This window comes from Spirosoma gilvum, from assembly GCF_054776815.1.
Genome location: NZ_BAAHBH010000017.1, coordinates 1 through 19,779, shown reverse-complemented (window position 1 = coordinate 19,779; position 19,779 = coordinate 1). Strand labels below are relative to the sequence as shown.

Here is a 19,779-nt window from a genome sequence, read left to right as displayed (position 1 = left end):
AGCCCGTCAGCAGGGGATGACTAAACGTGAATCAGCGATAATGATTTGTAAACCTAGTTACTATGCTACGTCGAGGGAAGAGGTGTGTAGGTAAATCAAGCGCACAACGTCCGTCATGGCTTTGTTACTTAGACCTTTTCATGTTCAGATTACCTGACAGGCTGGCAGTATAACAAGATTTTCACCGAATACAGGGAATGAGCTATCGACTTTAAAAAACTTTAAGTAGGGACTACTTCAAGCAAGGCAAAAATATTAGCTTGCGTGTATGAGTATAGATAAATTAACTACTGTCCCGGATGAGGATGAAGAGCTTGACGATCCGTATGTACATACCGTTTCAACGGAGGAGTTCGTCGAAACGGTAGAACGAGAAATTCGGGAGGAGAAGGAGGATGGATTAACTGCCACTGAAGGCTAACAAGTCTTCGCTAAGCGACATTCTTTAACATGTTTTATACTAGATTCGAGTAGTTCAGGTACCTTGGATTATTTGATAATATACTGTGCAAAATTGATTGTTGAAGTTAAATCCACCCATTACCAATATGCCTCCTTTTAAGTTTAATACGGTTACTAGGGCTGAAATATCCCGCTCTGTAGGTGGCGATCGTATGTTAAACGCGATAGATTACTCTGGAAACGATAATGTTTTAATTACAGGTTGTCCTGGTAGCGGAAAAACGACGGTTACACTTATGAGGGCAGAGCGTTTAGCAAACGAAGGAAAAGAAGTAGCTGTATTCTCATATCAGAACTTACTGATTGCAAGTCTGAAATACATTTCATCTGACCGAATTAGAGTGTATGGGTACTATGGTTGGTATGCCCAAAAATTTAGAAGGTGGGCGTCTGATGATAATGCGGAACAAATGATCTTAAATCTAGATAAGGTAAAAAATATTGAGGAAGTTTTAATTGATGAGGGACAAGACTTTGAGGAGAAGATCTATCGTGCTCTTAAAACAAAGTGTGACCGATTGTTCGTCGGGGCAGATACTATACAAAAGGTACATACATATGGAATGAGTTCTGATGAAATTGAGGATGAACTAAATAAAACCAAATCAGTCAGACTCTTTAGACTTGAACATAACTACCGTAACACCTTCGAAACATATAACTTCGCTCGAAACTTTGTTCCAGACGCTGAACGCGTAAATAATCCTGTTATTTTGAGCCAGATGCCAAAAGGAAATGGTCAAAAACCCATTATTTACCAAGTATTGGAAAAAGAAGAGAAGTGGAAAATCATAAAAAGGGAGTTAGATGAAGCTAGTACTAAGAATGTAGCCATACTTGTTTACAGCCAAAATGAAGTTAATTTCTATTATGATAAAGTATTAGAATTAGGATTCACCTGCTCAAAGTATCATAATAGACACCAACAAACTGTAAATATTGAGAATATTCTTATTACTACATACAAGTCAGCTAAAGGATTAGAATTTCAAACAGTTATAATGCCTGATATGGAAACGGCTCTGACTCCTAAATACAAAACCCAAGAGCATTATTATATTGGCTGCACCCGAGCAAAAGAAAACCTTATTCTTTTATTTACTGGTGCATTATTTCCTGCGTACATGGAAGGTTTCGATAAAAATTCTTACGAGTTTATTCCTTCTGAGTATACAATGAGCAAATCAGATTTACCTTTCTAACAACAATTACAATGGCGAATGATGAATATAAAAACTGGACGTTAGAGGAATTAAAAAATGCCTGTAAGGCTAATAATATAACTGTTAAAGCAGGTTCAAAAAGGGATGCTTACATTAAACGGCTTCGCGAAAAAGAGTCCAACGGAACTGGCTCATTATTTCAAACAAAAGAATCAACAGATATTTTCAGTAGTACCTCATACCAGTTCAAACAGAAAAATAATGAGTTAGAAGCGTCAGTTTACTTTTTGCAATTGCATTTAAATAATGTTGCTGATTATTTCAATGCTGGCATGATTTATCCATTAGAATTAGAAGAAAGTGAGATTTATAAAAATGTGAATCGACAATTTGATATTATTAATAAGTATCCTGATCGTATAGTGGTAAGTAAAGGTATAACAAGCAGTTTTGATGAAACACAAGTTCTTGTTGGTTTATTTATTAAAAATGAGGAATATCATCCTATAAAAGAAGCTTATGCTGGGTATGTCGAAGTACCGTTGCCTGTATCTCGAGTAAAATACTTATACTTTGCTACTCAATCAGCAAGAGATTCTTTTGTAGCTTCCGTAAAAACTTTTCCTGATTCTTATATACCAGAAAATATTTGTATAGTAATTCCTACTAACTTCAAAACTATACCAATTGATTTAACGTATAGTGAATTTCCAAAGAAAACTGAAAGTAATCCCTGGAGAGGTAAATTAAAGTTATTTGATAAACTTCTTGGCTTATTTTCATTTATGAAAAATGTAGGTATAATGTATGCTGATAAAGAAAATAATCTTCGTGAATATCCTCTTTCATATATAAGTGCTTTATGCGAACTAAATACAACATCATCATTGCCTAAACGAGAAGATCAAGTATTTAGGTCTGTTTTTTTACCTGATGAGCGTATTCACTTTAAAATTGAGAGTCAAAGGTATATATTTAAACAAACGCTCGAAGCGATTTTTAAGGATGAAGTCTTTTCAATTAACTTAGTAATATCAATAATCGAAAAAGCAGTTAAGCAGATAGTTGAAAAATCCGATGAACAGAAAGAATTAATTGATATTATAAATTACATCCGTCAATGGGAAAATCGGCGGATATCTTATCAATCACTGCTTGAGATTGAGAATATTAAAAAATACTTGCCTATCTTGATTCTGATTTTCCTCGCTAAATTTCCGAATAAAGCTCAGCATCATACGGATAAACAATCCGTTAGAATTGCTATAATGGAAAATCAAAAATTTATTTCTCGAAACTTTGCTGAATATATCTTAGCAATATTGGGGTTATACTATGGCTATAGAAATATGATTAAAAATGATACTAATTTACGAGTTAATGATGATTTTTTTTATCAAATTGCTAATTCGGTTCAAAGCATAAAATTTAAACTTGATACCTATTTCGAGAGATTTACTGTAGAAACAATTTATGATTTTGTTTGTCAAGGATTTCCCGTATTGAATGATTACCTATATATAACTGAGATGCAATTGAATCCTTTTTCTACTTCATTGAACCAACTACAGAATTCCCCTTCTGGAAATTCATATAATGAAAAGTCTTCATTTATATTAAACACAAAAATTATTAATTTTGAAAAAATTAGCCGATTGGATACAATCCTGAATGTCATTTCAGAGAAATACGCAAATGAATTAAACTCTGATTCATATTTAATTCATTTTTTCTTGAAAAATATTGGAATGGATAAGGTTAAATTAATAGAGTTAATTCGTTTAAGAGAAAAAGAATTGTCATTGGACGAACTAGAAAGTGTGATAAAACTAGACTTAAAAAAGAAAAAATAATTATTTATGCATTTTGAAACCTTAGTCATTTCTTTACAGAATAGTTCTTCTCTCGCAGATTTTGATACTTTCTTAGAGGAAAATCTTACGGATATTCGTAATCTTATTTATGCTTTTTCCGATGATGAGGTTATTGGATTGCAAATATCTCAATTCTATGATAAGGTTTTTATTACTAGTGCTCCATTTAGGGAATTTGACCAAACTAATAAACCAACTGATCTTTTTTTAAGCTTTATAATTATATTAGCAGCATTATATGAAAGACATACAAAGCTTACTGGGCTGTCTGGAAATTTAGAGAATTTACAAAGCATTTTACCTCCTACTTCATCTCTTAAATACCGTTTAAAAGCTATTAGTAAAATAAATAATATTGATAATATACGAATAGATTATATAAAACATTTCCTAACTGTACTAACATTACTCGATAAGGCTTACAGTATTGAAGATGAAGATCATCTTTCTCAAATTGCTGATGTTCTTCTATATTATTATAACAAAGGGAAAAAGAATTTATTAGATAAGAATTATATAGATGAAAATGATGCATTTAAGTCTCTATTTCTTGAACCAGAAACACAAGTAAAGTTCTCTTTTCTTACCTTCCCTGCTTTACAAAACTTAATTCAAGGTAGAACAAGTTATGAGCTGCTCGTTAAGCCAGTATCAAAGGGCGTTTTATATCCATCAGAGTTAATTTACAATTTTTTTTATCAACGTATTGTAGAGCCGGTAAAGGTCGCTTCGACGCATGGATGGCCAAACATTTTACTAGGCTTTCCTAAAAACGAAGTATTACAAGATATTCTTGAGCGAGGTCGGACAGATTTCAATGTCCCCTATAAAAATTTAAGCGTAGACGATAAAGTGTCATTATACTGTTATTTTAACATGAGAAAGCACTATTTCACTTCATACAGTGTCTTTAACAGACTTAAAGACTCCTTATTAGAAGTATTTAGTCAAGTACACATTAGGCCCATATTTATTGATTTAGGCTGTGGCCCTTTAACATCGGGACTAGCTTTAGCTGAGTTCTATCGCCAAGAAACAGGAACACTAGTGCAGATGGCATATATCGGAATAGATCGAGCAGGGTCAATGATAGATAAAGCAAAGTCACTTGTAAACAGTCAACTATTTGGACCTAATTGTTTTTTTGAATTTCATGAAAATTGGCGTATGATCCAGGATAGTACTTTGCTTGACTTAATAGGCGAGAACAATCCTATATTTGTTAATGCTTCATATTTGTTCTCAAGTATTTCATTGAATGAGAATGATTTAGCAAGCTTTGTGCGCTCTCTACTAAATATGACCCAAAACGTTTTTTTTATATATCAGAATCCAAATCGGGATGATCGTAACATTAAATATTGCAACTTTAAAGAACAATTAGCGTTTGAAGTTATAGATAATCATACTGAGAAAGTATTGTATAAAACCGATCCTTACAATGCTTTCGAACCTGCCTATGAAGAGGTATTTCTCGAAGTTTTGAAATTGAAATAATTTGATAATGAGCCAATTAAGTCTTTTTGATACGAATATTGTACCGTTAACCTCATTTTATCAAAAAGGTGGTCAAAATGACTATGAAGAATTGAATAAAGTTGATGGGCTCATATACATTCCAAATTTTATCACATTAGCTGAGAGCAGTTCTATCTGGCAGTTTATCAATGAGGAGATATGGTTAGATGATCTTAAAAGACGTGTTCAGCATTACGGTTATAAGTATGATTATAAGTCAAGATTTATTGACTACAGTATGAAACTTGGTTGTTTACCCCAATGGTCTTTAACAGTTGCACAACGATTACATAGATCGGGTTTTATGGTTGAAGAACCAGATCAGCTGATTGTAAATGAATATAAACCCGGACAAGGTATTGCAAATCATGTGGATTGTGAACCATGTTTTGGAAACACAATTGCTTCGTTGAGTTTAGGATCCGCTTGTGTAATGGATCTTATCAACAAGGAGAGTAAAGTAAAAGTGTCTATTTTATTAGAGCCTTGCAGTCTTGTTATATTAAGTGGAGCAGCTCGCTATCAATGGACACATGGTATTCAGGGGCGCAAAACCGATACATTTAAAAACCTCAAATTTGACAGAAGTGACCGTATCTCTCTGACTTTCAGAAAAGTAAAGTTCTGATTCTGTTAAAGATAATTAGAATATTCTTATCTACTTAAACCTCACAAATAGCATTAGTATACATTATCAGACAAACACGTACTAGTGACATTTATTTAAGCAATTTTATTGTTGTTTGTTTCCACAACAGTTTGATGCTTTAGAATATAATTTCCCTAAGAACTACTACAAGGACTACTGTCAAGGAAAAATTTTTCTCATTTTGCTTGACAAACTTAGCAACGCCAGATATATTTGCTTAATATTTTTAGCAACGCTATAGTTTTATGGAAAATTACGGAGAGTATTTTAAAGCGTTACGAGAAGCCAAAGGGCTCACTTTGAGGGGTGTAGAAAAGGAAACAGATGTATCTAACGCATACCTGAGTCAGTTAGAGTCCGGTAAGATTAAGCAACCATCTCCCATTAATTTGCACAAACTAGCGCAATTCTATGGGGTAAGGTATGAGCTGCTTATGGAGAAAGTAGGGTATCCTGTCCCAACAGCAGCTGATCCTTCGGCAACACAGGCTCTTCCTGCATTTGCATCCAAATTCGGACGTATTTCCCCAGCTGAAGAGGTCGAATTGTTAGAGTATTTAAAATTTATGCGCAATCGAAAAAAATGATCTGGTCCTTATCCGCTCATAAGCAATTTAAACGCTGTCGGAGACAGTGGTTCTACAAAAATGTGATGGCCGATGGGCGGGTAAAGAAAGATCCAGTCCGAATTGAGGCTACTCGGTTATCCAAACTGGTAACAGTGGCAGCTTGGCGAGGTTTAGTTGTTGACCAGGTTATTACGGTTTACATCATTCCTCAACTGCGGATGAAGCAGATACCTGTGCTTAGTAAGGTCCTAACAGTTGCCCGATCTATTTTTGATAAGCAATTACAATTGGCCTCTTTACCTCTCTACTCCGGCCAAAAGTTAGAAATTGGCCTTTTAGATATAGAAGCAAAAGGCTTCGTTGATTCAGACGATCTAGAACAGGCTTGGCATGAAATTGAAACTGCTCTGACTAATTTTCTGCAAGATCAAGATTTATTGTTTGAGCTTATGTCGGCAGATTATTTAGTCGAACAACGAGCGATGTGGTTCAAGGTAGGTAACTTTTCGGGCCAAGGATTCCCTGATTTAATAGCGTTTTGGCGTAATAAGCCACCAATTATATATGATTGGAAGGTACATTTTTATGGTACACTCACTTACGAACAACAACTCTTAGTCTATGCACTGGCACTCGCTAAAGGTAGTCCACAGTCTGACTTTAGCGACTATCTAGTAGGTCACCTACCTGAATCGACACGTCTAACGGAAGTACAGCTGATTACTCACACAACTGGTCATAAACGCCAGTATACGGTTACCACTTCTAAGTTAGAAGGAACGGAATCATTTATTGCTGATAGCCTGCTATCCATGTATTTAGCTGGTGCCCACCGGCCTTATGCGCAAAGCTGTGTAGACGATTACGCTACGACCGATAACCCAGAGATTTGCACAACCTGTTCATTCAATAAACTTTGTAAACAACACTGAATTATGAGCTTCTACGACACCAACATCTTCAAAATTGAAAATCTTGATAAGCTAAAAGCCCAATACCGATTATATGAAATAATTGGTTTGAGTGAAACGAGCGAAGAATATGATAGCAATATTCAGTATATCATTAAAACATTGAGCTATCAGTTAGGGCAGCCTATTACCGTTATCTCAAAAACTCAGCCAGTAGGCCAGAAATTATTTTTGGTCGTCAAGAATGACTCCGCGGTGTTAGACAAAATTCCAGAAGAGTTTATGGTAAAAAAGCGGGATTCGATATTCTTCCGTTCAACGGACCAAGTTTTTGAATTAGATTTTTTAAATTATGATGAATCCACGAAGGAAATATGCCGCCGATTCCTACAATTTGATCTTAATAGTGAGATTCAGAGGCATAAAGATCTCTGGCAACCTCGAGCAGGACAACCGTTTTTTAGTAGAAAAGCTATCGATGGGAATCATCAAGTGACCGTTTATAATGGGTTTCTTCCTCGTGTCGTCGAATTGCCTGGTGGAGGCTGGGGAATTTCAATTGAGCTTACTAATAAATACGTTGAAACCACACCCTTACCTAATTATATAACACGCGATGAGTTTAATCAACTCAAGGATAGCCATTTCATTTACCATTATGGCCGCCAATGGTACGAAGTGCATCCACAAGAGTGGAGCGATTTAAATGCTGCAAACTATAAGTTTCGGCGTGAAACAGGGGGTGAATTGATGACAGTTATTGGTGATTTACATCGACAATCAGGTAATAGTATGCCTCCAGAAGTGGCACGTCTACCAGATGATGTGGCTTTGTTAATGTATAGCAACAACCGAAATGAGGAACGTAGGATTCCAGCCGGCCTATGCTATCGCGTTTTGGACACTGATGACCCATTAGTCGGTAAGTTGCACGAACTATCGATAATCCCTCCTTTTTTGCGAAGACGTAAGGCTTTTGTTGTTCGTCGAAATTACTTAAATCGACTACGCAATGGTGGGGTTGAGTTAGAGATAGCACAAACGCCAATCCGTGTCAAAAAAGATGTTTTTGATTTCCCTGATCAGGAATTTGGCAATGGGTCTATTCTATCAGTGACAGGTAAATCGGGTATTATACCTGTCGCCATGACAGAGGTTGGGCGGACTCGCAAACAACTTCTTCGTAGTCCAGAGGGAGGGTGCTTTGTCAACCGTCCGTTTGAAAGACAGTATTTCGTACTTCCTGAAAGTATCGCCAACTCTTTTGGCCGAACGCAACTCTTGAAACATCTTCAGCAAGAGGTCGACCGGATGCACCCAACGAGAAGTGGCTGGAAGCCAGAGATCATTACCTATAATGATCGCAACAACAAAAATAGTTTGCAGTTAGGTTTTGAAATTATAGAACAACTGCAAAAGTCAATAAACCAAAGGACTGGAGGTTATGCTCTCATTATGATTCCGACAGTAGGCCGAAAAAAACGTGTACAGGATGATTTAGCGACGCTCTGCATAGTAGAAGGCCAGAAGATGTTCAACTTAGAAGTATCTATTATGCATACAGACATATTGTCTGAGTGCTATGATTATAAACCACAAAGTGGCTACTTCATTCGACAAGATAAGAAAGGGCTTTACTTCGGCTATATTCAAGGTGTAGCCTTAAATAAGGTCATTCTCAATAACGAACGGTGGCCATTCATTTTGAAAACACTGTTGAGTGCGGACTTGTACATCGGTATAGACGTAAAACATTCACTGGCGGGTTTTACCTTCATAACCCAGTTTGCTAAAACTATTAAACCAGTTCGTGAGGAGACCAAGCGAAAAGAGCAACTTTCCACTCTGCAAATTAAAACCGTACTGATTAAGCAAATTCGGAAACTAGCGGAGTATCAGGACTTCCATTCTATCGTAATCCATCGAGATGGCCGGTTATTTCGTCCAGAACTGGATGGGATCAAGCAGGCTATTGAGGATCTAAAAAGTACAGGGCATTTGCCTTCAGACGTAACATTCACAGTGGTTGAATTACCCAAACAGTCAACGACTACCTTTCGAATATTTGAGGAATTGTCTCCTTACGACGTGCTGAAAACGGAAACGGAAAATCGTTTATTACTGAATCCACAAGTTGGCTCTTGGGTACCATTTAATGAGCGAGAAGGATTTGTCTGCACAACAGGACGAGAGTTTAAACATAAGGGAACGAGTCTGCCGCTTTACGTGAAAGTAGCTCATGGCAATATGCCATTACAAGTCGTTTTGCAGGACATCTACTACCTATCAACGCTCGCTTATGCTAAACCTGATGACTGTTCGCGTGACCCGCTAACAATCAAAATGACCGACCGCCGGATTAATGAATTCGGTGGGAAGTATGATAACGAAAATTTCAATTTACTAAAAGAGCTAAACCTAGATGAAGCATGAGCAAAATCGGCGTAAATACCAATATATTTCAGGTGACGGGGAAATACATGAATCTTATCAATGAGTACATCGTCAGCCGCCGGAGTCAGGTTGCACCCATCGACACCCGGAAACAGGACGAGGTTGTTTCTCTCTTCAGTCGAATTGCCGACGACCAGAATATGGAGCCACCTATTCAATTGTTATCTGTTATTATCGAACGTGATCTAAGGCAACAGCGTAAGCAACCCAGGCAATTCTTTCGTAAGCTAATAGATGACTTAGCGAAAGGAGACAACTCGGAAGAAACACTTCACGAGTTAGAAGTAGTTGTTAGCGCTTTAGATACTAAACACACCGAAGCCCTAGCTAAAATTAAAGGAGAGTAATAATGCTGGAATACCTAGATGGTGCCATTGCTGAAGCATTGATTAAAGCCCGTACACTAAAAGCGAAAATCCCTGGGTCAACGCTGTTAATTGACTTTGAAGCCCTGGCAACACGGGCCAATAGCGAAATAGATGCGGCCATAAGTCAATTAATGACTTTAGATCAAGATCCGGTTTATCGTATTCCCGCCAACCTGAAACAAAAGATTTTATTGTATCGGCAAATAGTTGGCTCACTGTCAATTTTGGAAAATGTAGTCGTAGCGGCTATTGCCAGAAGCCATTCGGATGACGCTTACGTGAATCGGTTAGTGCGGGGTATCTGCCGAGAAATCGACTATCCAATACAGAAACCAGTCGCGTCGTGTCTATCGCAAAGTTACTACCACATCTATTCGGGGTATGGGCTACTATGTATGCCCTTATTAGAGTCTGATTTTTTGTTACATATCGCTGACATTTATCATGAGCTATGTCATCCATTGATTCAGTTAGACAATCCAAAACTGGAACTGTTTCAATTAGAATTGGGCAAATTCAATGTGTTTGTAAAACGACATTATAGAGATGAGATAGCCCACTTTACACAGAACACGAGCCGAAAAGACATGATCGAAATGCTTTATCTGTGGCGGGACTGTTGGATTGAAAAGTGGTCAGTTGAGTTTTTTTGCGATCTATTTGGGGTTTATACTCTGGGACCTGCTTACGCCTGGTCTAATTTACACTTATGCCTGAAGACATCTACCGATGTGTATGACGTACCTCAGTATGTGGTTACTTCACATCCGCCGGACGAAGCTAGAATGCAGGTTTTGTTTCATGCGTTGCAATTGCTAGGTTATCCAGAAGATAATGCACAGATACAAGAGAAGTGGACCGAATTTAAAACAACGATGCAGTTCACTAAGCAAGCGGAATATGATTATGCAGTTCCAGATCTACTGTTGGAACAAATAGCTGTATCAGCTTACAATGCGGTCAATCTCCTTCCCTGTCGCTTAGCCGAACCAGGCAAACAAGGATCAATTGCGGTTATGTTAAATCAAGCTTGGTCGATTTTCTGGCAGGATCCAGCTGCCTTTACTACCTGGGAACAAGTCACGGTTAATTCGTTTAAGGCCAGTCTTTTATCTGGGTCTTCATAATAAGTTAAAATAAAATATGCGCAAATCCTTGTATACAAAATGTAAATTGTTAATTTTGTATACATCAAAAGAGGAGGTAGCAGATGACAACCACAATTGCCACCAATATCACTCGGGCTCGGCAGCTTCGGGGATTAACAATGGAAGAATTGGCAGGTGCGATTAGCTGTTCGAAACAGGCAATTAGTCACTATGAAAATGGAATCAGGCATCCCGACAGTAAAACCCTTTTAGCCATTGCTGAGGCAGTAGGCCAAGATTTGGATTACTTCTACACGGATTGTAACGTAGCATTTAGTATGCACAATGTAAACTATCGTGAAGGTCTGCTTCTAAATTCAAAACAACGAAGTGATGTGGAAGAACTGACAAGCTTAAGGCTCAGTGAATATTTGGAACTGGAAACGATTGCAAAAGAGTACATCGAGTTTATCAATCCAATTGAAGATGTCCCAATCGCAAACACTTCAGATGCTGAAAAAGCGGCTAAGCAACTTCGTAAGAAGTGGAAATTGGGAGACGGAGCAATTCATAACATTTCCGATTTATTGGAAAAGAAGGGTATTCGAATCATAAAGATCGACTTCGGATTCAATTACACCCATGAAGGGCTTTCGGGCTGGGCTGAAAATAGGAAAATACCGGTGATTGTTCTCCATGCCAGACAGCATGATGTCTCTCGTATACGATTTACGCTGCTGCACGAACTGGGGCACCTGCTGTTAGTGATGCCAGATGATCTCGATATGGATTTGATTGAACGATTGTGTGATGCCTTTGCGGGTGCCGTTTTGTTGCCAGCGGAAATTTTAATGCAGGAATTTGGTAGAAATCGAACGATGATATCGATGCCTGAGCTAAGACGAATCAAAGAACTGTATGGCATTTCGATTGCGGCTATTATGGTTCGAGCTAGAATGACCAATTTAATCTCGTTTGATGCTTTTCAAAACTGGAAAACGGGGGATCTGTCCGATCGAGATTTTGGTCAGTATGCGGGTGCTGAAGAGCCACAAAAGTTTTTGCAGATGCTCTATCGCTGCTTGAGTGAGAAGAAAATAGGGTTTGAAAAGGCAGCTCAACTCGCAGATATAGACGAGACCGAGTTAAGACAGGTTTATTACCAGCAGTTGTAGTTGACCATGAAAAATATAATTGTAACTGAGATCAGCCTACCGACTAAGCTACTTCGTAGTGGTTTGTTGAGGTACTTTGATCGGACCGAACTTCAATTCCACATACCTGATTTCTGTTACTATTATAAGTATAAACTAAATGATCGAAATATCCATGATCGGGGATTTGCTAAACGTATGAACGAGCAGGGCATGCTGATAATAGCAGAACTGAACGAAGCTCAAATGATTCGTCATCAAGAGCTTCTAGTAAAGTACAAGCCCAAATTCCTAGCGAAATCAGTATCGGCACTGGTTTTGGCAGAAAAAACAGGATTTAGACTAATTAGTGAGGATGGCTTATTAAGAGAAGTGGCTTCACAGGATTTTCAAATCCGAGCGCATAACAAAGAATGGTTATTAACGGATCTCGTACACGAAATTGGTGTACGGGGTGTACAACTTGATTTGGAACTCGTAAAAGAGTTGCTATAAAAAAACCAGGCAGAAACTACCTGGCTTAGAGAATTATAAAAGAGACCAAAAGCGTAGCAAGCTCCTGGGTAACATTGACTTCGCACTTCAAAGTTACATCCTCCTTTTATATTCTCCAAGTCTTCCCGTGGTTTCAAACTGAGTATGATAGTCCTATCATGCCTGGGCCTGCATTGTTCACTAAATTTTCGAAACACTGCTAAAAGGAATTTTCAGTAACGTGGCTACGTGCCATAACGGCTTCAGTGACAGACTGTATGCCCAAGGAATTCTATTAGTCAAATTTAAAATTTAACACAATGTTATCAAATCACAATGTTGCTGCCTCAGCGGGCCAAAAACCTCCATTTTTAGAATTTGTTATCGAAGGCCAGACGCTTCAGAGCTTTCAGCAGTATATCACAGGTCAAGAGCTTAAGCAAAAGGCAGGCATTCCGTTGGATACAGATCTGTATCTCTCAATTGTTCAGCCCTGGACGGATGAACTAATTGAAAATCATACAAAAGTTGATCTAGCCCGTCCTGGTCTTGAATATTTCTATGTCAAGAAAAAGCTGCCCTTTACGATTAATGGTGCGCCTTTCATCTGGTATAAACAATATATCACTGAGCCAGAAATTAAGGCGTTGGGTAAAATCAATGAGGACGATGAGGTTTACTTGAAAATCAAACCGCCTTTTGAAGACGAGTTAATCGCCAAAGGAGCGACCGTTGATTTAGCCAGACCTGGGAAAGAGGCCTTCATTTCGAAGCCACCGTCGGCTTATAACTTGATCATCAATGCGCAGTTGAAATCGTGGAAACAGTCGACTATTTCGTTTGAGCAGGTCATTATTCTGGCCTTTGGCAGCTACTCCGATGATGTGAATAGAGCCTATACGGTTACGTTCACAAATGGACCAAAGCAGAAGCCAAAGGGTGTTATGGTAAAGGGAGATAGTGTTCACGTAAAAAACGAGATGAAATTCGATGCTACACCAACTGATAAATCATAGCTCCGATCTAAAACGCCTTGCCGACGAAGGCTACGCATTAGAGATTAAAGGTGGATATTTACTTATCCACCAAATCCCCTACTTGAATGCGAAAGGGGAACTCCTATTCGGTACATTAATTACCGATCTCACCCTGAGCGGAGATAGAACCGCTAAACCAAGCTATCATGTGATTCATTTCATGGGTGAATATCCATGTACCAAGGAAGGCCAACTGATTACGTCTATTCAACATGCTACTTTAAACCAGGCGTTATTTCCTGATGTCACGTTGAATTATTCGTTCTCGAACAAGCCCCCTAATGGTTACACAGATTATTATCATAAGATTTCCAGGTATGCCGACATTATATCGGCACCTGCGAAATCACGCTATGACAATGTAACCGAGAAGACCTTCAAGGTTATTGCAACTGAAGCTGACGAATCAACCTTTCAGTATGTCGATACGAACACGAGTCGGGCGAATATTTATCCGATCAATGCAAAACTGGCCGGGCAAAAGATCGCTATAATTGGCTTAGGGGGCACGGGGGCTTATATTCTCGACGCTTTGGCGAAGACTCCTGTTCAGGAGATCCACCTATTTGATGGTGATGTATTACAAACACATAACGCCTTTCGATCTCCAGGAGCGGCTTCGATTAACCAACTGAATCAGCAGCCGATGAAAGTTGACTATTATACGGCCATTTATTCGAACATGCATAAGCGAATCATACCTCATCCGTATTACATAACTGATGAAAATGTCCATGAATTGGGCGAGATGGGTTTCGCTTTTGTTTCTGTCGATAATAATAACGCTCGAATCAGTATTGCGGATTACCTGCGCAAAGAGCAACGTTCATTTATTGATGTTGGCTTAGGGGTAAATATATCAGGCGATGGTTTAGTTGGCCAGATTCGAGTAACCTCTTCGACAAAGGCCAAATATGATCACTTGCAACTTAGGCTACCAGCTGGAGAGCAGGGCGACAATGAGTATGCTTCGAATATTCAGATTGCTGAATTGAACATGCTCAATGCCGTACTGGCGGTGATTAAATGGAAGAAGCTATGTGGTTTCTATCAGGATTCTGAAAGAGAGTACCACAGTGTGTATTCGGTCAATTTAGCTGAGCTGTTCAATGAAGACCAGGATCTTGCAGCCTAGTTTTGTCAAGTTCATACCCGAATCGTTGGAGGACGGCATTATTTACATCTCCATCGATTATTGCACAGCCATACACAATTGCGTGTGTGGCTGTGGCAATAAAGTGGTTACGCCCTTCACGCCTACGGATTGGGAACTTTCATTTAATGGGGAGACAATCTCGCTAAGTCCATCGATTGGTAACTGGAGCTTCGACTGCCGATCGCATTACTGGATAAAGCGTAGTAAAATACAATGGGCTGGACAGTGGTCTCAAGAAGAAATTGAGGCAGGAAGGCGAAAAGACCAAATTACAAAACAACTCCATTTAAGGGATGAAGATGAGTTTTCAGAGGTTTCTGTAAAAAGTGAGGTTTCACATGTTGAACAAAAACCTGTTTTAAACTTTTGGCAAAAGCTCTTTCAAAAACTAAGATTGTAGTTGAGTAAATGGATAGTAAGGTCATTTTATGCGATTGACCTTCAATATATTTTTCGCAGTCCTTTTTTACACACCATCATTCACAGGTTAGTGAATGATGGTGTGTTTTGATCAAAAACCGTTCAGAAAAACCTCAATCCTATTCGAAACGCTGGACTATTAAACTGAACGGATTTATTGAACGCAAAAAGGGCCATTTCCAGCCCTTCCCCCCTACCCGACTACCGTTCAGAAAAACGTCGGTTTATTTCTAGGACAAGACAATCAATTGCTTACCCCGGAAGCGGGCCCACGTAGCTGTGCGATACAGGCACCGGTCCGCGCAAGTCGTGCTGCGCGAACGCCAGCTGCAGCGCCTCGGTGAGGCGATCCTGCGCCGGCACGCTGCGCCCGGCAATGGTATAGGCCCGGAACGACACCGCTAGGCTGCCCGGCCGCAGCGCCGTAACTACCACCTGCGGGGCTGGCACGGGCAGCACATCGGCATCGGCGGCCAGAAGCGGCCCGGCCCAGGCGCGCAGGGCAGCCAGGTCGGTGGGACTTTCGAGCTCGGTGGCGATGTCGACCAACGAGCGGTTTTGGACCGTTTTATTTACGATGACGTTGTTCGATGTGGCCCCATTGGGCAGAATCACGGCGTCGCCCTGCGGGGTAACGAGGATGGTGTTGAAAATCAGAATTTCGACCACTTCCCCGCTTTTGCCCTGGGCCTCAATGGTGTCGCCCACCACGTAAGGCTTGAGCATCAGAATAAGTACCCCGCCAGCGAAATTGGCCAGCGTGCCCTGCAAAGCCAGACCCACTGCCAGCCCCGCCGCCCCCAGCACGGCCACGAACGAAGTAGTTTCAAACCCCACTATGCCGGCTACCGAAACCAGCAGCAATACCTTGAGCACGATGTTGACCAGACTGCGCAGAAACGAGCTCAGCGAAACATCGAGGTGGGCCGTGGTCCAGCCCAGCAGTTGGCTGGCGCGGCCAATCAGCCACCAGCCAATTAGCAGGGCCGGGACCGCAATCAGCACGCGTGGCAGGTAAAGCACAGCTAGAGTCTGCAGCTGCTGGGCAAAGGTGGTTAGCTGGTTCATCGGGGAATAGAAAAAGGGGTCGTAAAATAGTAGGAACGGAAAACAACGGTAGGGCGAGTTGGTCGACCAGGTTTAGGTTCACCTGAATTCCTGGTGGGCGGGGCATCTCGGAAAACGACCGTTTCTACGTAACCCCAACTTTCGGTGCGAAGACTTAATAAGTTGCTAGGAAAATGTTTTATTCGTTGGTCTCACAAAACTACGATCGCGTATCTTCGCCGCCTCGACTTTATAAGACAAAAGCCCTTGAAGGTCGGTTACGCCCACATTATGCCAAACACTTGTCAGCTACTGCCCTTTTTTATTTTCTGTGCAGTGTCTCTTTTACGAATTAGAAACTTCCACATATTTTTGGAATTCGTCAAAACTTTCGGGTAATCTTTTCTTGAAGTTATTTACAATCACACTTTTCAAAATTAACCCCAAACTTTTAGGTTCAAAAGAAACGGTTTGCGTAATCTCTGTCTGTCCACTTTTGTCTTCTACCTTGTAAGTATGATGAAACTCACCAATATTAAAGAAGTTAAACATTTTTATTTTTGAAAAATGCGTAAACTCCTTAGTTGGTTGCACATTTTGAAAAGTAACACTTGCTTTTCCCGAACCTTTAAAATTTCCTGGCATCACGGAGCCATCCTTTATTTCGCCTTTGGGCTCAATTGTTGCCTCTAAATAAAGTGTGTTCCATTTTACTTGCTTAGCTGGGTCTATCAGGCTTTGATAGGCATTTTCAATAGTAGTTTTTACGACTCTGTTACCTGAAATAATTATTGCTTTGCTCATTTTTTATATAAATTTTTTTGAGCGGAGGGGATGAGAGAATAAGGCGCTTAGAGCCTATAGCCTATCCGAATAGGCAAAATATAAGAATTTCCTGCTGAACACAGTGAAGCATCACTACCGCTTCACTAGGGCCACAACATGCGGGGTAGACATGCTTCGACAAGCGCAACATGACCGCTTATTTGGATAGCATCTTACCCAAATTTGACGGATGTCATGGTCAGCGAGCCGGCCACGACTTTGTCGTTGAACATCAGGGGCGCTTCGTTTTTCTCTTGCAGCGCTAGGGCGTAGAGCAGCGGGAAGTAATGGTCTATCGACGGCACAGCGAGCGTGGCGGCTGGCCCCAGGCTTTTGTACTGAATTAGCGCCTGGTGGTCGCCGACCAGGATGTTGCGCTTGAAAATGTCGTTCATCTCCAGGGCCCAGTCGTGACCGTAGGCACCGTTGGCGTGGCCGTCCGGGGGCAGGACCAACAGGCGCAGGTTGTGCACCATGTTGCCCGAGCCGATGACGAGCACGCCTTTTTTGCGCAGCCCGGCCAGCTGCTTGCCCAGGTCGTAGTGCCACGCGGCGGGCCGGGTATAGTCTAGGCTCAGCTGCAGCACGGGGATGGTGGCCTGCGGGTACATCTGCCGGACGACGCTCCAGGTGCCGTGGTCGAGGCCCCAGTCGTGGTCGAGGCCCACGGGCGCGGGGGCCAGGGCGGCCTGAAGCTCGTGGGCCAGCTCGGGCGCTCCGGGGGCCGGGTACTCCACGTCGAACAACGCTCGTGGAAAGCCCCCGAAGTCGTGGATGGTGCGGGGGCGGTTCATGGCCGTGACGAAGGTACCGCGCGTGAGCCAGTGCGCCGAGACGCACAGCACGGCTTTCGGGGCCGGAATCTCTTGGCCCAGGCGGCGCCAGCGCTCGGAGAACTCGTTGTCCTCGATGGCATTCATCGGCGAGCCGTGCCCGATGAAGAGGACGGGCATCTGTATGTCCTGCTCGGGCAGGCTATCGGCTAGGGTTTTTAGAGCAGGAAGGGTCAGCATGGCAGCGGTAAGGGATGGTTTTTGTAGAAAATTCGGCGAGCGCAGTCCAGTCGACAGAGTCGGCTTTCGGGCTTGATTCAGGCCAGGCAGGAGGGGCTTACCGCTTGGAAGCCCGTTGCCGTCGGCAACGGGCTTCCAAGCGGCTCACAGGCCCGGCAGGCTATGCTATCGGGAACATAGCCGTTTTGGCGGCCGTCTGCTCAAGGGGCACTTCTTCCTGCATCACGTCCCAGTGTTCCACCAGCTTGCCGTCTTTCACCTTAAAATAATCGGCGGCCAGCATGGGCTTAGCGGCCCAACCGGTGTAACGGCCGTGAATGACCACAAAGTCACCGTCTTCCAGCACCAGGCCCGGCTCATACTTGAAGTCGGACCCTAAGCCGGCGATGATGCTTCTTATCGCTTCGTGCCCGCTGGCAATGTGGGGATTGTGCTGGATGTACTCAGTGCCCCAGTACTTCTCGATGGCCGATAGGTCGCGGTTGGCGAACAGGGCCGTCATGGCGGTTTTTACTAGTTCTTTGTTGCTCATGGCGCTTGGGTTATAGTGGTCGTGAGGTGAATGACCGTGCAAAGGTCAGTGCTTCGTTACCCTCAACTGATTCGCCTATGCTAAGAAATCTCGTTCGCCTATGCAAACAAATAAACCCAAGCTATTTTTTAGTCCTGATTCTACTGAGGGAAGAAGGTAAAACACCCAAATAAGAAGCGATCAAATACTGAGGAACGCGTTGTAGCAAGTCCGCACTTTCATCGCTGATTCTACTATACTTGGTTTCAGTATCCTGTGAATAAGCATCAGACAGACGAATCAAGGTAGTAATGTAGGCCGACTGAAAACTTAAGCGAAAAAAGGTTTCCATGCCTGGAAAGTCCAGGCATATCGCATCAAAATCGTTTTTACTTAAGCTGTAAAGCGTGGAATCTTCTAATGCCTGGACGGAAAATAAGGTCCTCGAACCCGAAAAGAAGCTGCATAAATCCGAAACCCAGTAATCTTCTTTAGCAAATTGAATTACCTGAATGTCGCCATCTTGCAGTACTTTGTACAAATACAGCAATCCCTTTTCAACAAAAAACAATCGATCATTATACTCGCCTTCCTGAATAAGGGTGCTCTTTTTTTTTACGGTTAATGGCTTGAAATAAGTTGCTAGGTCTTGAAAGTCTTCTAGACTGATAGGGACTTTGGAATTTATATTGCTATATAGTTTGTCGAGCTCTCCCATCATGAAAGAAATAGCCGTTTAAGTAGACAACAAAGTTAACTGTGAATTTCGTAAACTTCGTTGTAAGTCTGTAAGGCAATACGGGACCACCCTGCGATTCTCCCGGTCTGCCAGCGCGGCCGGGACGCGGTCAAAATGAAAACAGCGTATTTAACAGGCACTTTTAGACTAATGGCCTCCAGGTTGAAGCGGGATAATTTATTTCCTGAGTAGTTTATTGAAACTATATTTTCCTTGCCTATCGATGGGTTGCCAGACCAAGGCCGTGCCTTGCCGGATGGCATCAACCAGGGCTTCGATTTCACTTTGCTTAGTAAACAAGCTCACCGAATAGCAGTTTTTGAATGCTGTTGCGTTGATTATTCCTG

The 19,779-nt window shown here is 41.4% G+C and carries 20 protein-coding genes; 15 read left to right on the top strand and 5 right to left on the bottom strand.

Annotation, left to right across the window (positions count from 1 at the left end; genetic code table 11):
• The first annotated feature begins 268 nt into the window (after positions 1 to 268).
• The 15 genes from ACYVFD_RS31910 (at position 269) to ACYVFD_RS31840 (ending at position 15,277) form a co-directional block, all read left to right on the top strand.
• Positions 269 to 421, top strand: a complete 153-nt coding sequence (locus ACYVFD_RS31910) for a hypothetical protein (protein WP_461094670.1) — start codon at positions 269 to 271, stop codon at positions 419 to 421.
• 127 nt (positions 422 to 548) lie between these two features.
• Positions 549 to 1,664: a 3'-5' exonuclease gene (locus tag ACYVFD_RS31905; RefSeq protein ID WP_461094669.1), complete on the top strand. Its 1,116-nt coding sequence runs from the start codon at positions 549 to 551 to the stop codon at positions 1,662 to 1,664.
• 11 nt (positions 1,665 to 1,675) lie between these two features.
• The gene (locus ACYVFD_RS31900; RefSeq protein ID WP_461094668.1) at positions 1,676 to 3,478 is read left to right on the top strand and encodes a hypothetical protein; all 1,803 of its coding nucleotides are present in this window, start codon (positions 1,676 to 1,678) and stop codon (positions 3,476 to 3,478) included.
• 6 nt (positions 3,479 to 3,484) lie between these two features.
• Complete coding sequence (locus ACYVFD_RS31895) at positions 3,485 to 4,996, top strand: hypothetical protein (RefSeq protein WP_461094667.1); 1,512 nt, start codon at positions 3,485 to 3,487, stop codon at positions 4,994 to 4,996.
• A gap of 7 nt (positions 4,997 to 5,003) precedes the next feature.
• Entirely contained in the window at positions 5,004 to 5,645 is a 642-nt protein-coding gene (locus ACYVFD_RS31890; RefSeq protein ID WP_461094666.1) for an alpha-ketoglutarate-dependent dioxygenase AlkB, read from the top strand.
• A gap of 266 nt (positions 5,646 to 5,911) precedes the next feature.
• Positions 5,912 to 6,253 carry a helix-turn-helix domain-containing protein gene (locus tag ACYVFD_RS31885; RefSeq protein WP_461094665.1) on the top strand — a complete coding sequence of 114 codons (342 nt, stop codon included), beginning with the start codon at positions 5,912 to 5,914 and terminating at the stop codon, positions 6,251 to 6,253.
• Positions 6,250 to 7,167, top strand: a complete 918-nt coding sequence (locus ACYVFD_RS31880; protein WP_461094664.1) for a PD-(D/E)XK nuclease family protein — start codon at positions 6,250 to 6,252, stop codon at positions 7,165 to 7,167. The genes ACYVFD_RS31885 and ACYVFD_RS31880 overlap by 4 nt, the downstream gene beginning before the upstream one ends.
• Before the next feature lie 3 nt (positions 7,168 to 7,170).
• Positions 7,171 to 9,579, top strand: a complete 2,409-nt coding sequence (locus ACYVFD_RS31875) for an argonaute/piwi family protein (protein WP_461094663.1) — start codon at positions 7,171 to 7,173, stop codon at positions 9,577 to 9,579.
• The gene (locus ACYVFD_RS31870) at positions 9,576 to 9,947 is read left to right on the top strand and encodes a hypothetical protein (protein WP_461094662.1); all 372 of its coding nucleotides are present in this window, start codon (positions 9,576 to 9,578) and stop codon (positions 9,945 to 9,947) included. Before ACYVFD_RS31875 ends, ACYVFD_RS31870 begins: the two co-directional genes overlap by 4 nt.
• 2 nt (positions 9,948 to 9,949) lie before the next feature.
• A complete protein-coding gene (locus ACYVFD_RS31865) occupies positions 9,950 to 11,095 on the top strand; it encodes a hypothetical protein (protein WP_461094661.1) in 1,146 nt (381 codons plus the stop codon).
• Between the two features lie 83 nt (positions 11,096 to 11,178).
• The gene (locus ACYVFD_RS31860) at positions 11,179 to 12,231 is read left to right on the top strand and encodes a helix-turn-helix domain-containing protein (RefSeq protein ID WP_461094660.1); all 1,053 of its coding nucleotides are present in this window, start codon (positions 11,179 to 11,181) and stop codon (positions 12,229 to 12,231) included.
• Positions 12,232 to 12,408: 177 nt separating this feature from the next.
• Positions 12,409 to 12,705: a hypothetical protein gene (locus tag ACYVFD_RS31855; RefSeq protein ID WP_461094659.1), complete on the top strand. Its 297-nt coding sequence runs from the start codon at positions 12,409 to 12,411 to the stop codon at positions 12,703 to 12,705.
• Positions 12,706 to 13,004: 299 nt separating this feature from the next.
• Positions 13,005 to 13,700 (top strand): multiubiquitin domain-containing protein, encoded by a 696-nt coding sequence (locus ACYVFD_RS31850; RefSeq protein WP_461094658.1) that lies wholly within the window; start codon positions 13,005 to 13,007, stop codon positions 13,698 to 13,700.
• Positions 13,675 to 14,856, top strand: a complete 1,182-nt coding sequence (locus ACYVFD_RS31845; RefSeq protein WP_461094657.1) for a ThiF family adenylyltransferase — start codon at positions 13,675 to 13,677, stop codon at positions 14,854 to 14,856. The genes ACYVFD_RS31850 and ACYVFD_RS31845 overlap by 26 nt, the downstream gene beginning before the upstream one ends.
• On the top strand, positions 14,831 to 15,277 hold the full coding sequence (locus tag ACYVFD_RS31840) for a DUF6527 family protein (RefSeq protein ID WP_461094656.1): 447 nt from the start codon (positions 14,831 to 14,833) through the stop codon (positions 15,275 to 15,277). Before ACYVFD_RS31845 ends, ACYVFD_RS31840 begins: the two co-directional genes overlap by 26 nt.
• A gap of 272 nt (positions 15,278 to 15,549) precedes the next feature.
• Here the strand turns inward: ACYVFD_RS31840 and ACYVFD_RS31835 are convergent, their stop codons facing one another.
• The 5 genes from ACYVFD_RS31835 to ACYVFD_RS31815 all read right to left on the bottom strand — a co-directional run bounded on the left by ACYVFD_RS31835 (position 15,550) and on the right by ACYVFD_RS31815 (position 19,414).
• Entirely contained in the window at positions 15,550 to 16,365 is an 816-nt protein-coding gene (locus ACYVFD_RS31835; RefSeq protein WP_338877509.1) for a mechanosensitive ion channel family protein, read from the bottom strand.
• Between the two features lie 324 nt (positions 16,366 to 16,689).
• A complete protein-coding gene (locus tag ACYVFD_RS31830) occupies positions 16,690 to 17,148 on the bottom strand; it encodes an SRPBCC family protein (RefSeq protein ID WP_338877508.1) in 459 nt (152 codons plus the stop codon).
• A 194-nt stretch (positions 17,149 to 17,342) separates the two neighbouring features.
• Complete coding sequence (ygiD, locus tag ACYVFD_RS31825; RefSeq protein WP_461094655.1) at positions 17,343 to 18,182, bottom strand: 4,5-DOPA-extradiol-dioxygenase; 840 nt, start codon at positions 18,180 to 18,182, stop codon at positions 17,343 to 17,345.
• A gap of 160 nt (positions 18,183 to 18,342) precedes the next feature.
• Positions 18,343 to 18,756 carry a nuclear transport factor 2 family protein gene (locus tag ACYVFD_RS31820; protein WP_461094654.1) on the bottom strand — a complete coding sequence of 138 codons (414 nt, stop codon included), beginning with the start codon at positions 18,754 to 18,756 and terminating at the stop codon, positions 18,343 to 18,345.
• Between the two features lie 79 nt (positions 18,757 to 18,835).
• A complete protein-coding gene (locus ACYVFD_RS31815; protein WP_338877505.1) occupies positions 18,836 to 19,414 on the bottom strand; it encodes a Crp/Fnr family transcriptional regulator in 579 nt (192 codons plus the stop codon).
• Positions 19,415 to 19,779: the final 365 nt, after the last annotated feature.